Here is a 13,102-nt window from a genome sequence, read left to right as displayed (position 1 = left end):
CAAATGAGCGCAGGCACCCTTGCGAGGCTTTTCCGGGCGGGCGCGAGTTGTGTTGAACGGAAAGATACAAGTCATGTGGCGGTGTCTGGATCACTCACGATCAAGTACCTCAACTGAAAGGATCGTGGGCAAATGGCGCGCGACTTCCGTCCATGTGTCCCCTTCATCAACACTGGCAAAAACCGAGCCGCTGTTGGTCCCGAAATAGATACCGGCGGGGTCTCGGTGGTCTCCGGCCATGGCCTGTCTCAGAACAGTGAAAAAACAGCTTTCTTGCGGTAACCCACGCCGCTGGTCTTGCCATGTTGCGCCTCCATTTGTGGATTTCCAAACTGCCGCGGCGGCATCCGGTGGATAACGCCCGATGCTGTCTCCGTTCAAAGGTAATGTCCAGATCGTGTCCGAATCACGTGGGTGCACATGAATCGGAAATCCAAAGGTGGATGGCAGGCCTTTGGTGATGTCATCCCAACTGCGCCCTCCGTCGGCCGAGCGCCAAACACCGTGATGGTTTTGCTGGTACAGCAGATCCGCGGTTCCCGGAGCTTGAACCATGTTGTGGACGCAATGACCCGTTTCACCATCCTTGGGGGCAGCGGGATGATCATGATGCGTGCAAGCTTCGGCGTTGGACAATCGGTTGCGCCGCTCCCAGCTTGCGCCGCCATCCTCGGTTGCAAACACACCCGCAGCGGAAATGCCGACCCAGAGCTTTTTCGAATCATTTGGGTCAGTCACGATTGTATGCAGGACCAGCCCCGCACCGCCGGGATTCCAATCGGGTGCCGAGGGGTGGTTTGTCAGGCCCTCAAGCGTGTCCCATGTCCGACCATTATCGTGGCTGGCTAGCAGGCGGGCCGGTTTTGTGCCTGCGTACAACGTTCCATGTTGATAACGCAAAGACCAGACCTGCGAAAACTCATCGGCGAATGGTGCGGGTTCTCCGGTCCAGCCGATCATCTGGGCAAAATCCTGGTCGTTGGCGGCCCACTCGTCCATTTGGCCCTTGGTGAGTTTTGCGACCTGCCAAGTCACACCGCCGTCTTCGGAACACCAGACACCGGCACCATGCCAGTCACCACCGCCCCCGGCCCAAAGCGTGCCCGTTTCCTTGTCGCCGATGACGTGGTTGATCGGCCATCCTTCGCAATGCGGGCCCGTCACTTTCCAGTCTGACCTGTTCTGATCACCAGAGACAATGAACGTTCCCTTGGTCGTCCCCACCAGTACGTCGATGCCGTGTTCGCGCATGGGTTTTACACTCCATAATATCGAAGCAAGGGTAGCACGTCGGGCGCACAGGTGCAGAAAACAAAAAAACCGCGCTCAAGAGCGCGGTTTTCTAAAACGGTGTTTCGCTGTTCTCAGCCCTGACGAGCTTTGAACTTGCGCTGCGTCTTGTTGATAACGTAGACGCGGCCTTTGCGACGCACAACACGGCAGTCGCGGTGCCGATTCTTGAGCGAGCGGAGCGAGTTCTTGACCTTCATGGTCTGTCTCCAATCTGCGGCGCCTTCATCAAGGACGTGGCCAGCGCCTGGGTTACTCGGGTGTCCCGGATTTCCGGAACAGTGAAATCATGGTGGGCGGTACAAGGATCGAACTTGTGACCCCTTCGATGTCAACGAAGTGCTCTACCGCTGAGCTAACCGCCCACTTTCCCTTTGCGTGATCAGCCCCATAACGAAATGGGGCGCGGAACCCCGCGCCGGTAGCGGGGTCTATAAAAGGAGTCGCAAAGGGGTTCAAGGGGTTTGGTAGAACTATTTTCCGGTCTATGTTGATTGCGAACATGGAGGGATCATGCAGAACGCAGCCTTTGTATTGGATATGCCAGAAAACCGCAGTTCATGCGTGGTTTTTTCATCCCCGCATAGCGGGCGGAATTATCCCGAAGCGTTTTTGAAGCGGTCCGTTCTGAATCAAAGCGTGATTCGATCCTCGGAAGACGCCTTCGTGGATCAATTGTTTGCTGCCGCGGCCGAAAATGGCGCGCCTTTGATCAAAGCGACCATGCCGCGCGCCTATCTGGACCTGAATCGCAGTCTGGACGAACTGGACCCGGCGCTGATCAGCGGTGCCCGCAGGCATGGGCACAACCCCAGGGTCGCATCAGGGTTGGGTGTGATACCCCGCGTTGTGGCCAATGGACGGGCAATCTACAGCGGCAAGCTGACCATGGACGAGGCGCGGCTGCGTATCGACACCTATTGGCGTCCCTATCATGCACGTTTGAAATCCCTACTGGCCGAATCACACGAGAAATTCGGCCAGGCCATACTGGTGGATTGCCACTCCATGCCGCATGAGGCGGTGGCCATGGCTGGTACGACCCGAAACAAACGGCCCGAGATCGTGCTGGGTGATCGGTTCGGTGCTTCGGCCTCGTCTGAAATCGTGGACCTCATCGAATCGGCATTTGCTGCGGCAGGTCTGAATGTGGTGCGCAATGCCCCGTTTGCCGGGGCCTATGTGACTCAGACTTATGGCCGCCCCACCCGCCAGCAACACGCGATCCAGATTGAAATCGACCGGGCCTTGTATATGGACGAAGAAAAGATTGCGCCGAACGCCAATTTCATGACGTTTTCGAAACTCCTTCGGCAGGTGGTGCGCGACATATCCAGGATCGGTTCCAAACCTCATCGTCTGGCGGCGGAATGAAACTAGCGCAAAGCACGGCCCTTCACGATTGCTTCCGGGCCGAACCTCTGGCGGATTTGGTCGGTGGCCCGCTCGGCCTGTGATCTGCGGGCGGCGCCGGGATCAAGCAGGTCGCCGGAAATGTCGGCCTGATCCGCCGGGCACAGGTCAGACAGGCCACACCCCAACAGGCGGTATGGCCCCTGATCCCCCACCTGATCGAAAAGCCCTTTTGCGGTGCGATAAATCCTGTCGGCGATCTGCGTTGCGTCCCGCAATGACACGCGCCGTGTCAGAACCTTGTGATTGGCTTTCTTCAGCTTCAGCGTAACGACCCGGCCAGCCAGATCCTTGGCCTTGGCCCGGTCCGAGACCTTTAGGGCCATGCGCCACAAATGCCCGTCCAGAACGTCGATATTGGCGGTGTCCTCGAAAAACGTGGTCTCATTGCTGATGGATTTCATCGGTTCATGGGCTGAAACGCGCCGTTTGTCCTGACCCCGTGCCAGATGCCACAGGCGATACCCCATCGAGCCGAAACGCGCAGTCAAAGCCTCCTGATCCCAACGCAGCAGGTCGTTGAAGGTTCGAATCCCTGCCCGGTCCAGTGATTCCTGCGCGGCGGGGCCAATGCCCCAGATCAACCTTACGGGTTTGTCATTCAGAAACTCTGCCGTCTCTGCCTTGCCGATCACCGAAAACCCGCGGGGCTTGTCGAGGTCCGAGGCAACCTTGGCCAGAAATTTGTTGTGACTCAGCCCGATGGATCCTGTCACGCCCAGTTCATCCTTCATGCGGTTGACCAGGCGCGCGAGCATGACGGCCGGGGGGGCTCCGTGCAGCCGTTCGGTGCCGGACAGGTCCATGAAAGCTTCGTCCAGCGACAGGGGTTCGACCACTGGTGTCAGTTCGTCCATCATGGCGCGGATGTCCCGTGACACCTGGGCATACACGGACATGCGTGGTGCGATCACGACGGCATCGGGGCACAGTTGCAACGCTTTGAACATGGGCATGGCGGATCGCACACCGCGAATTCGGGCCACGTAGCATGCCGTGGACACAACACCGCGTTTGCCGCCGCCGATGATGACAGGCTTGTCTGCCAATTCCGGATTGTCCCGCTTTTCCACCGAAGCATAGAAGGCATCGCAATCCATATGCGCGATGGACAAATCAAACAGTTCGGGATGAGACTTTACCCTGGGGCTGCCGCAGGCCGTGCAGCGCCGTTCGTTCGTCAAAGGGGTCAGGCAATCTCGGCAAAGACCGGGCATCTGCGTCCTCGTGTGTTCCGCAGTTGTCTTGGGGGTTCTTTATATCATCCAGTGATATCGATCAAAGATCATTCAGAGTAAAGAAACCCCCCGCGCTTCGCGGGGGGAAGTAACGAACCTCAGGAAGAATAGGTTCGTTGGGGAGTAAATCCCCTTAAGAATCGCTAAGATTTTCGGGCTGAGATAGGGTTAAGCGCGCTTTTCAAAAACTCGCTTTTTGAATGTGTGTTTTCTGGCACAGGGACGATTTGGCGCGGATTCGCGAAAAATTGACGTAAGGTCAACCTGTTGCGGCGGTTTTTTCAGCGTGAATCCCTGTTGAAACGATGATCCTGCTCATCTCGTTTTCAGATAATTTAACTCGGTCAAAACGGCCGCGGCCGCGGATTTCGGATCTTCGGCCTGATAAATGGGGCGGCCAACTACGATATGATCCGCCCCGCCCTGGATGGCGCTGGCAGGTGTGGCCACACGTTTTTGATCGCCCAGTGCCGCGCCTGCCGGACGCACGCCGGGGGTTACGATCAGCCGGCCCGTCGCCTGGGGCAGGGCGCGGATCAGGGCGGCCTCCTGCGGGCTGGCGATCACGCCATCGGCCCCGGCCTCGAAGGCGTGGGCGGCGCGTTCCACCACCATGTCCTGAACGTCACCGGCCTTCATCATGCCGGCATCCAGGTCGTCGCGGTTCAGCGAGGTCAGGATGGTCACCGCCAGGATTTTCAGATCCTTGCCCGCCGCGCCTTCCTTGGCGGCGCGCACCACATGCGGGTCGCCATGCACGGTCAGGAAATCCAGATCGAACTGCGCCAGCCCCCGCACCGCGTTTTCTACCGTGTTGCCGATGTCGAACAGCTTCATGTCCAGAAAGATGCGCTTGCCGTGTTCCTGCTTGAGCTCATTGGCCAGTGCCAGCCCGCCGCCTGTCAGCATGCCCAGGCCGATCTTGTAGAACGACACGGCGTCGCCCAGCGTCTCGGCCAGCTTCAGCCCTTCCAGCGCGTTGGGGACGTCGAGGGCGACGATCAGGCGGTCATCTGCGGTTCGGGACATTGTTTCGGCCTTTCAAACTTGACGTGATCGGCGCTTCTGTAGAGCGTGTGGCGCATCGAGACAAGAAAAGACGCAGGAAAATACGGGATGATACGGTTGGGTGTGGTGGCCTCGGCGGCTGTTCTGGTCGGGGCGGGCGCGGTCTGGGCCGGTGACACGGATTGCGGCGAGGCCCGACTGGTCTGGGCGGACGTCAAGGACAGCGGGTCGGCGACCGCGATCGAGAGTTTTGCACAGATCTACGCCGATTGTCCGATCTATTCGCAGCTGGCGCGCGATCTGCTGGTCGGGTTGACCGGGGAGACCCCAGCGCCGGCAAAAGCCGACGCCCCCAAGGAACCGCAAAGGCGCCTGCGGGTTTCCGACCTGCGCCCCCGGCCGGAACCCGAACCCGACGATCCACCGCAAGACCCCGACTATTCGGACGGAGAGTATGACTGCCTGATGGCCGCTGCCGTTCCGGGCCAGTCGCCCTATTTCGACGGGGTGAAATGGGCCGACATGGACGCCGAGAATGCGATGGCGATCTGTGCTGATCTGCTGCTGAAAGACCAGGATGTCGATGCCGAGGTCGTGGCCGCCTTTGGCCGGGCGCTCATGAAGGGCGGCGAGCTGGAAATGGCGCTCGAGTTCTCGGAACTGGCCGCGATGGAGGGTAGCGGGCTGGCGATGAACACGCTCGCTTCGCTCTATAATGATGGCGAGATCGTTCCCGAGGACCACGAGACCGCGTTTGCCTGGTACATGGCGGCTGCCGAAACCGGTCTGCCGATGGGGATGCACAACGTCGCTTATGGCTACGAGAACGGGAAAGGTGTTGCGCCCGACATCGACAAGGCGCTGTACTATTATGAAAGGGCCGCGTTCTTCGGATATGAGCCGTCTTTGCTGCATCTCGGCGTAATCTATCGCGAAGGCACGCATGTCACGCGCGATATGCAGCGCGCGGTCGATTATCTGAAGATGGCGGCCCGAAACGGCAGCGCCGATGCCGCGGCGCGTCTGGGATACATCTACGAGATCGGCGAGAACGGCTACTCCAAGGACATCGAACAGGCGCTGGATTATTATTTTCAGGCCGCCAGGCAGAACAATGTCGTGGCGCTGCACAATCTCGGGTCTTTGACCTATCACGGGCGGGACGGTGTGCCCCAGGACACGGAAGCGGCCCTGTTGTTCTGGGGCGGGGCCGCAAAGCTTGGCGATGTGAAATCGCAGCGCAAATTCGGCCGGTTGCTATATGAAACCGGCGATGTCGAAGAGGCGCTGAGGTTTCTTCGCCTCGCGGCCGAGCAGGGCGATGACGAGGCGCAAAAGCTGATCCGGCAGATCGAAGGCGGTTGACCCCCACGGCTGACAAAAGAGCCAGCGGTGTCCCCGCTTTGTCCCAACCGTGCTATGGTGCTGCCATTCTGAAACGAAAATTGCATCAAGGGGACAGACCATGAAGCACCTTGTTCCGCTGGCCGTCGTCGCCACGCTGGCCGCCTGTGCCGACACGCCGCCACAGACCGAAACAGGCGCCGCGCCGCCCCCGACCAATGATGATTTGTATCTTGTCCGCGGCTATCGGTCCGAAGATGACTGGTGCCAGTTGACCGGCGAAACCGCCTTTACCGGCAATTTCCTTGACCACACCGCCGACCTTGTATCCTGCCCCACGGGCAGCGCCGCCGCGCAGTCGCTGGTCGAGACGAGCGATGCCCAGCAGGTGGCCGAAACCGGGGGCTACACCGTCTATACGATTCCGCGTGGTTGAGGCGTTTTTTCACTCTCTAGCCTCTTGAAGCAGCGGAGAAGTTTCCCAGATTGAGGTCAAGGCCCGGACCACTGCGTGCTGCCAAGCGGGCGCAAAATCACCGGGCGCTTGGAAAAGGAGAATACCATGGACTTGAACAAGTTCACTGAACGGGCACGGGGGTTCGTGCAGGCGGCGCAGACCATTGCGCTGCGCGAGGGGCACCAGAGGTTGGAGCCCACACATATACTCAAAGCATTGATGGATGACGATCAGGGGCTGGCAAGCAATCTGATCACACGCGCGGGCGGCGCGCCGAACCGCGTGGTCGAGGCGCTTGACGCAGCCATGGGCAAGATCCCGAAAGTCAGCGGCGATGCCGGCCAGATTTACATGGACGGCCAGACGGCCAAGGTTCTGGACGAGGCTGAAAAGATCGCCACCAAGGCGGGCGACAGCTTTGTTCCGGTCGAACGCGTGTTGATGGCGCTGTGCATGGTCAAATCCAAGGCCAAAGAGGCGCTGGAGGCGGGTGCGGTATCTGCGCAAAAGCTCAACGAAGCCATCAACGACATCCGCAAGGGGCGCACTGCTGACACTGCAACGGCGGAAGAGGGCTATGACGCGCTCAAGAAATATGCCCGCGACCTGACCGAGGCCGCGCGCGAAGGCAAGATCGACCCGATCATCGGCCGCGACGAGGAAATTCGCCGCGCGATGCAGGTTCTGTCGCGCCGCACCAAGAACAACCCGGTTCTGATCGGTGAACCCGGCGTCGGTAAAACCGCGATCGCCGAGGGCATGGCCCTGCGCATCGTCAACGGCGACGTGCCGGAATCGCTGAAGGACAAGAAGCTGCTTGCGCTCGACATGGGGGCGCTGATTGCCGGTGCGAAATACCGTGGTGAATTCGAAGAACGCCTCAAGGCTGTTCTGACCGAGGTGACCGAGGCCGCCGGTGAGATCATCCTGTTCATCGACGAGATGCACACGCTGGTTGGCGCGGGCAAATCGGATGGTGCGATGGATGCCGCCAACCTGATCAAGCCTGCGCTTGCACGGGGTGAGCTGCACTGCATCGGTGCGACCACACTGGACGAGTATCGCAAATACGTCGAAAAAGACGCGGCCCTTGCGCGCCGCTTCCAGCCGGTGATGGTTCAGGAACCGACGGTCGAGGACACGATCAGCATTCTGCGTGGTATCAAAGAGAAGTACGAGCTGCACCACGGTGTGCGCATCTCGGATTCGGCGCTGGTGTCGGCGGCGACCCTGTCGCATCGCTATATCACCGATCGGTTCCTGCCCGACAAGGCCATCGATCTTGTCGACGAGGCAGCGTCGCGTCTGCGGATGGAGGTGGACTCCAAGCCCGAAGAGCTTGATCAGCTGGATCGTCAGATCCTTCAGATGCAGATCGAAGAAGAGGCGCTGAAGCTGGAAGACGATGCGGCATCGAAGGATCGCCTGGAAACCTTGCAGAAGGATCTTGCAGAACTTCAGGAAAAATCCGCCGAGATGACCGCGCAGTGGCAGGCCGAACGCGACAAGCTGGCTGGCGCGCGGGATTTGAAGGAACAGCTCGACAAGGCGCGGGCCGATCTGGAAATCGCCAAGCGCGAAGGCAACCTCGCCAAGGCGGGTGAGCTGTCCTATGGCATCATCCCCGAGCTTGAGAAAAAGCTGTCCGAGGCCGAGAATGCCGAAAGCAACGCCATGATGGCCGAGGAAACGGTGCGTCCCGAACAGATCGCCAGTGTTGTCGAACGCTGGACGGGCATCCCGACCGCCAAAATGCTGGAAGGTGAACGCGAGAAACTGCTGCGGATGGAAGAAGAACTGCATTCGCGCGTGATCGGTCAGGATGCGGCAGTCACCGCGGTTGCCAATGCAGTACGCCGTGCGCGTGCGGGTCTGAATGACGAAAACCGCCCGCTCGGCTCGTTCCTGTTCCTTGGGCCGACCGGCGTGGGTAAGACCGAGCTGACCAAGGCCGTGGCGAATTTCCTGTTCGACGACGACAACGCGATGGTGCGCATCGATATGTCCGAGTTCATGGAGAAACACGCGGTCGCCCGTCTGATCGGTGCCCCTCCGGGCTATGTCGGTTATGACGAAGGTGGTGTGCTGACCGAAGCCGTGCGGCGCAGACCCTATCAGGTCGTGCTGTTCGACGAGGTCGAAAAGGCGCACCCGGATGTCTTCAACGTGCTGTTGCAGGTTCTGGACGATGGCGTTCTGACCGATGGTCAGGGCCGCACCGTGGACTTTAAACAGACGCTGATCATCCTGACGTCGAACCTTGGGTCTCAGGCGCTCAGCCAGTTGCCCGAAGGTGCGGACAGTTCACAGGCCAAGCGCGACGTGATGGATGCGGTCCGGGCACATTTCCGGCCCGAGTTCCTGAACCGTCTGGACGAAACGATCATCTTTGACCGCCTCAAGCGGGCCGATATGGATGGCATCGTCGATATTCAGATGGCACGTCTGCAAAAACGTCTGGCCGCCCGCAAGATCGAGCTGGCCCTGGATGACAGCGCCAAGGAATGGCTGGCCAATGAAGGCTATGACCCGGTCTTCGGTGCCCGCCCGCTGAAACGCGTCATCCAGCGCGCCTTGCAGAACCCGTTGGCCGAAGCTCTGCTGGCCGGGGAAATCAAGGATGGTGACGTCGTTCCGGTCACCGCCGGGCCGGATGGTTTGATCATCGGCGATCGTTTGGGAACTTCCGAGCGACCCCGCCCGGACGATGCCGTGGTGCATTGATCTGACACCGTGAACTGAAAGGCCCGCTTTTTTTGGCGGGCCTTTTTCATGTCGGCTTTCCATAGCCTTTGTTCGGATAATCACTGAGGACCTTCATCCAAACCTGCGCTTTCTCCATTGGAAACTGGGCCGTGAACCTCAGCTTCACAATACAATTGTCCACGACGCCGACTGCCAGAAGTTCGGACAGGCCATCCGATGCCTTGGCCTCGGCCCGATACGGCAACACCTGCGACGGATCACGCAACTGTTAGGCGTTGATTTCGCCAAGCTCGGCATCGCGCCGCGCAGCTATTGCACCGATATCGCGTGCAGCTTGCTTGAAGCTTTCAAGGGCCATTTCGGATGAGACGTCCCTTTGTTGATGGTCATAGAAGAAAACCGTGATCTTGGAAGATGGGTCTGCAAGAGTGGCGGAATAGCCGAGGCCCGGATGGCTGTCTTCATAAACTTCCGACCCGATCTGGTTCAGATCGCTCAGGACCTGCGGCGCGCGCTCAAACAGCTTTTTGCACGATTGCACATCAGCCAATGCCGGTCCGCACAGCAAAGACAGAGAAACAACAAGTGGTTTGAGCAACATGGAGGCAGGGTGTCCCAAACAGATCAAGAATGCACGAAGTCTTGGTCTGCAACTTTGGCAGAAGTTTGGCTCTGCCGGAAAGATGGCCGGGCGGGCGTTGGTCAGCCGCCCGGGAATTCGTCAGACCAATGCAAAGATCCGGGCCGGCCCGCCGGTGCCGCCTTGGTGCTTGGGTGCGCCGATCACCAGCGTTGCACCCGACGCAGGCACGCGATCCAGCCCAGCCAGGCATTCGATCCCGAACCGGCCTGACGGCAACCACGCGTAATGCGTCGCGAAATCCGCGGACATGCCGTGATCGAGGGACAGGGTATCAACGGCAATTGATCGTGCTCCGGTCTCCTCCATCAGCATCTGCGCGGCTTCAACGTGGAAGCCCGGGTAATGCTGCGCTTCGCCGTCGAAATTGCGGAACTCATCCGTGGCGGTTTTGCCTGCCCATCCGGAATGCATCGCCACGCAGGCACCATCTGGGATATCACCATTGGCCGCAACCCAGGCTTTCAGATCGTCCGGGGTGACGCGCGTGTCAGCGTCCTCGGCCGCTCGGGCGGCGATGTCCACGACGCATAAGGGGGCGACTAGATCCGTGACGGGGATTTCATCAACCGACGTCCCATCCGCCGAAAAGTGAAGCGGCGCATCGATATGCGTGCCCGTATGTTCGTTGATTGAAAGGTTGAACAGATTGAAGCCGTGATCAGCAAAGTTGAATGCTTGCTCGGCGGAAATGCCGGGTTCGCCGCCCCATGTCGGGAAATCCGGGCTCAGCGTATGGGTCATATCTTCGACACCGCCATGCCCGGCCGCCAGTGCTGCCGGCGCGACGGCCCCGGTTGCGGCTGCTGCAACACCCGAAGCGGCGGCAGCTTTGAAGAACCCGCGACGAGACAGCATCTTGTCTTTGACGGCATTCATTACGCAGATATCACACATTTTTCTTCCTCCCATTGCGGCCAAAAGGCTGCAATCGCAGCCTTGCCTCGCGTTCGGCTTGGCATGGCGCCCGTCTGACAGAGTGCAGCCTTGCGCCCGCAGTTGTAAAGTTTTGTGCCCGTGTTCTGACGGTAATCCACGAAAACCGCGGTTTTCCGCCGGGCTCCAAAAGCTCTCTAGTCTATGGTTTTCGGTGCTGAAAACGTTACTCGAATGCTCAGTCACATCGGAACGTTACAATCACTTCGCTCAATCGTTACGCCTGTTTCCGTGGCTCTGTGCTATCAGCACACTACGTCAATAGCCACCACTGAAGATGACGGAGACCCATATGGCGCATCGCTGGACCAATACTTTGACACATGCCGACGTCACCCCCCGGGCGGCGTTCCTCAACCGGCGGCAGGTTATGGCCGGGCTGGCAGGTGTCGGCCTGACTGCGATGGCCAAACCGGCGGCAGCACAGGATGGGTTGGAGCCGAACACGTGGGAAGAGATCACCACCTACAACAACTACTATGAGTTCGGGACCGGAAAAGATGACCCGGCGAAATATGCTCATACGCTGGTGACCGAACCCTGGAGCGTCACGATTGACGGTCTGGTCGACCGCCCCGGCGACTATGATTTTCAGGCCATCCTGTCCGGGATGACGATAGAGGAGCGGATCTACCGCTTCCGCTGTGTGGAAGCCTGGTCGATGGTAATTCCGTGGAACGGGTTTGAGCTGGCCGACCTTCTCAATATGGCGGGCGTGCAAGACGGCGCGAAATATGTGGCTTTTGAGACGGCCTATCGCCCGGACGAGATGCCGGGAACGCGGTTTCCCGTTCTTGATTGGCCGTACCGAGAGGGCTTGCGCCTGGACGAGGCGATGCACCCTCTGACAATCATGGCAACCGGAATTTACGACCGCCCAATTCCCAACCAGAACGGTGCCCCCTTGCGTCTGGTCGTCCCTTGGAAATACGGCTTCAAATCGATCAAGTCGATTGTTCGGATCACGCTTACAAAGGATGAACCGCCCACCAGCTGGAACATGTCCAATCCACGCGAATACGGGTTCTACAGTAATGTGAACCCCAACGTGGACCATCCACGCTGGTCTCAGGCTTCAGAGCGCGAGATCGGGGGCGGGCTTTTCGCGTCACGCAAGCCGACGCTGATGTTCAACGGCTATGAACAAGAGGTCGCCAGCCTTTATGAAGGCATGGATCTGGCCAAGTACTACTAGGACCATGTCGGCGATGAACCAGACACTCCGCCGTATTCCGGTATGGGTCATATATCTGCTGGGGGCGTTGCCCGCGCCCTGGCTGTTTTATCTTGGCCTGACCGGTGGTCTGGGCGTCGAACCGATCGAGGCGTTGGAGCACAGATATGGGGAACTGGCCCTTCAGTTGCTGATAGCCGGTTTGGCGGTCACACCCCTGCGCCGGCATGTCGGCCTCAATCTGATGAAGTTTCGCCGCGCGATCGGGGTGCTCACGTTTGTGTACGTCGCGTTGCATCTTCTTGTGTGGCTGGTTCTGGATGTGCAGCTTCCCAGCCAGATCTGGGCGGATATCCTCAAACGCCCGTACATAACGGTCGGCATGGCGGCGTTTCTTCTTCTGCTTCCGCTGGCATTGACCTCCAACAACTGGTCGGTGCGCCGACTGGGACCGCGCTGGCGCAAGCTGCACTGCCTTGTGTACGCGGCCGCATTGTTGGGGGCGATGCATTACCTCTTGCTGGCAAAAGGATTTCAGATCGAGCCGCTTGCTTACCTGGCGGCCATCATCGCCCTGCTTGCACTGCGCCTGCCGATTCCAAACCTGTCTTTCCGGTCCAACAGGGCCGATTCTGCCTGACTCGGACGTGAGTCTGTGGGTAATCATGTGCATAACGCGCTGAACCGGGAATTCTGACCTGTCATTACATGGTTGTCAGCGGCGGTGCGCTTGATTGAACCGGTTTAAGTATCTGTAATTGATGGATAAATGAACTTCTCAAGAATTTCTTCTGTTTTTGTGTATTTTCCGCTTGCGGGATTTGTTTGTTATACTTAGAACCCCCTTCACCGGCGCTGCTGAGGCGGTGCTGACGGGTCGGAGAGACGGCCTGACG

Annotated in this window: 14 protein-coding genes and 1 tRNA gene; 6 read left to right on the top strand and 9 right to left on the bottom strand. The window is 59.2% G+C overall.

Going from position 1 to position 13,102, the window contains the following annotated elements:
* Nucleotides 1–90: 90 nt before the first annotated feature.
* From GOW60_RS20650 to GOW60_RS20640, 3 genes are all read right to left on the bottom strand, one after another.
* Nucleotides 91–1,251, bottom strand: coding sequence for a sialidase family protein (locus tag GOW60_RS20650; protein ID WP_171230763.1), 1,161 nt, complete (start codon nt 1,249–1,251; stop codon nt 91–93).
* Nucleotides 1,252–1,364: 113 nt separating this feature from the next.
* Nucleotides 1,365–1,490 carry a type B 50S ribosomal protein L36 gene (ykgO, locus tag GOW60_RS20645; protein WP_005648635.1) on the bottom strand — a complete coding sequence of 42 codons (126 nt, stop codon included), beginning with the start codon at nt 1,488–1,490 and terminating at the stop codon, nt 1,365–1,367.
* 90 nt (nt 1,491–1,580) lie between these two features.
* Nucleotides 1,581–1,655 (bottom strand) — tRNA-Val (locus GOW60_RS20640).
* Between the two features lie 148 nt (nt 1,656–1,803).
* Between GOW60_RS20640 and GOW60_RS20635 the strand changes: the two genes are divergently transcribed.
* Nucleotides 1,804–2,664 (top strand): N-formylglutamate amidohydrolase, encoded by an 861-nt coding sequence (locus GOW60_RS20635; RefSeq protein ID WP_171230762.1) that lies wholly within the window; start codon nt 1,804–1,806, stop codon nt 2,662–2,664.
* A 2-nt stretch (nt 2,665–2,666) separates the two neighbouring features.
* Here the strand turns inward: GOW60_RS20635 and GOW60_RS20630 are convergent, their stop codons facing one another.
* Together GOW60_RS20630 and pyrF are read right to left on the bottom strand one after the other, a co-directional pair.
* Nucleotides 2,667–3,920: a DNA polymerase IV gene (locus GOW60_RS20630; RefSeq protein WP_171230761.1), complete on the bottom strand. Its 1,254-nt coding sequence runs from the start codon at nt 3,918–3,920 to the stop codon at nt 2,667–2,669.
* Nucleotides 3,921–4,256: 336 nt separating this feature from the next.
* Nucleotides 4,257–4,970 carry an orotidine-5'-phosphate decarboxylase gene (gene pyrF, locus GOW60_RS20625; protein WP_171230760.1) on the bottom strand — a complete coding sequence of 238 codons (714 nt, stop codon included), beginning with the start codon at nt 4,968–4,970 and terminating at the stop codon, nt 4,257–4,259.
* Nucleotides 4,971–5,057: 87 nt separating this feature from the next.
* On the opposite strand from pyrF, the gene GOW60_RS20620 reads away from it, so the two are divergent.
* From GOW60_RS20620 to clpB, 3 genes are all read left to right on the top strand, one after another.
* On the top strand, nt 5,058–6,314 hold the full coding sequence (locus GOW60_RS20620; protein WP_171230759.1) for a tetratricopeptide repeat protein: 1,257 nt from the start codon (nt 5,058–5,060) through the stop codon (nt 6,312–6,314).
* Between the two features lie 100 nt (nt 6,315–6,414).
* Nucleotides 6,415–6,729 carry a hypothetical protein gene (locus GOW60_RS20615; protein WP_171230758.1) on the top strand — a complete coding sequence of 105 codons (315 nt, stop codon included), beginning with the start codon at nt 6,415–6,417 and terminating at the stop codon, nt 6,727–6,729.
* 126 nt (nt 6,730–6,855) lie between these two features.
* Complete coding sequence (clpB, locus tag GOW60_RS20610) at nt 6,856–9,474, top strand: ATP-dependent chaperone ClpB (protein ID WP_171230757.1); 2,619 nt, start codon at nt 6,856–6,858, stop codon at nt 9,472–9,474.
* Between the two features lie 46 nt (nt 9,475–9,520).
* On the opposite strand, the gene GOW60_RS20605 is transcribed toward clpB, so the two are convergent.
* The 3 genes from GOW60_RS20605 to GOW60_RS20595 form a co-directional block, all read right to left on the bottom strand.
* Nucleotides 9,521–9,721, bottom strand: coding sequence for a hypothetical protein (locus tag GOW60_RS20605; protein ID WP_171230756.1), 201 nt, complete (start codon nt 9,719–9,721; stop codon nt 9,521–9,523).
* Nucleotides 9,722–9,724: 3 nt separating this feature from the next.
* The gene (locus GOW60_RS20600) at nt 9,725–10,057 is read right to left on the bottom strand and encodes a hypothetical protein (protein ID WP_171230755.1); all 333 of its coding nucleotides are present in this window, start codon (nt 10,055–10,057) and stop codon (nt 9,725–9,727) included.
* A gap of 120 nt (nt 10,058–10,177) precedes the next feature.
* Complete coding sequence (locus GOW60_RS20595; RefSeq protein ID WP_152456693.1) at nt 10,178–10,993, bottom strand: cyclase family protein; 816 nt, start codon at nt 10,991–10,993, stop codon at nt 10,178–10,180.
* 331 nt (nt 10,994–11,324) lie between these two features.
* On the opposite strand from GOW60_RS20595, the gene msrP reads away from it, so the two are divergent.
* Both msrP and msrQ read left to right on the top strand, forming a co-directional pair.
* Nucleotides 11,325–12,227 carry a protein-methionine-sulfoxide reductase catalytic subunit MsrP gene (msrP, locus tag GOW60_RS20590; RefSeq protein WP_171230778.1) on the top strand — a complete coding sequence of 301 codons (903 nt, stop codon included), beginning with the start codon at nt 11,325–11,327 and terminating at the stop codon, nt 12,225–12,227.
* A gap of 4 nt (nt 12,228–12,231) precedes the next feature.
* Nucleotides 12,232–12,846, top strand: coding sequence for a protein-methionine-sulfoxide reductase heme-binding subunit MsrQ (gene msrQ / locus GOW60_RS20585; protein ID WP_171230754.1), 615 nt, complete (start codon nt 12,232–12,234; stop codon nt 12,844–12,846).
* Between the two features lie 64 nt (nt 12,847–12,910).
* Here msrQ and GOW60_RS21035 read toward each other — a convergent pair.
* Nucleotides 12,911–13,102 (bottom strand): hypothetical protein (locus GOW60_RS21035; protein ID WP_217355660.1); only part of this gene is annotated, 192 nt, incomplete at its 5' end.

Origin of the sequence: Ruegeria sp. HKCCA4008 (assembly GCF_013033125.1) — a bacterium.
Classification (GTDB): domain Bacteria; phylum Pseudomonadota; class Alphaproteobacteria; order Rhodobacterales; family Rhodobacteraceae; genus Ruegeria.
The sequence above is the reverse complement of the archived record's forward strand: the minus strand, read 5'-3'. Positions and strand labels throughout refer to the sequence as shown.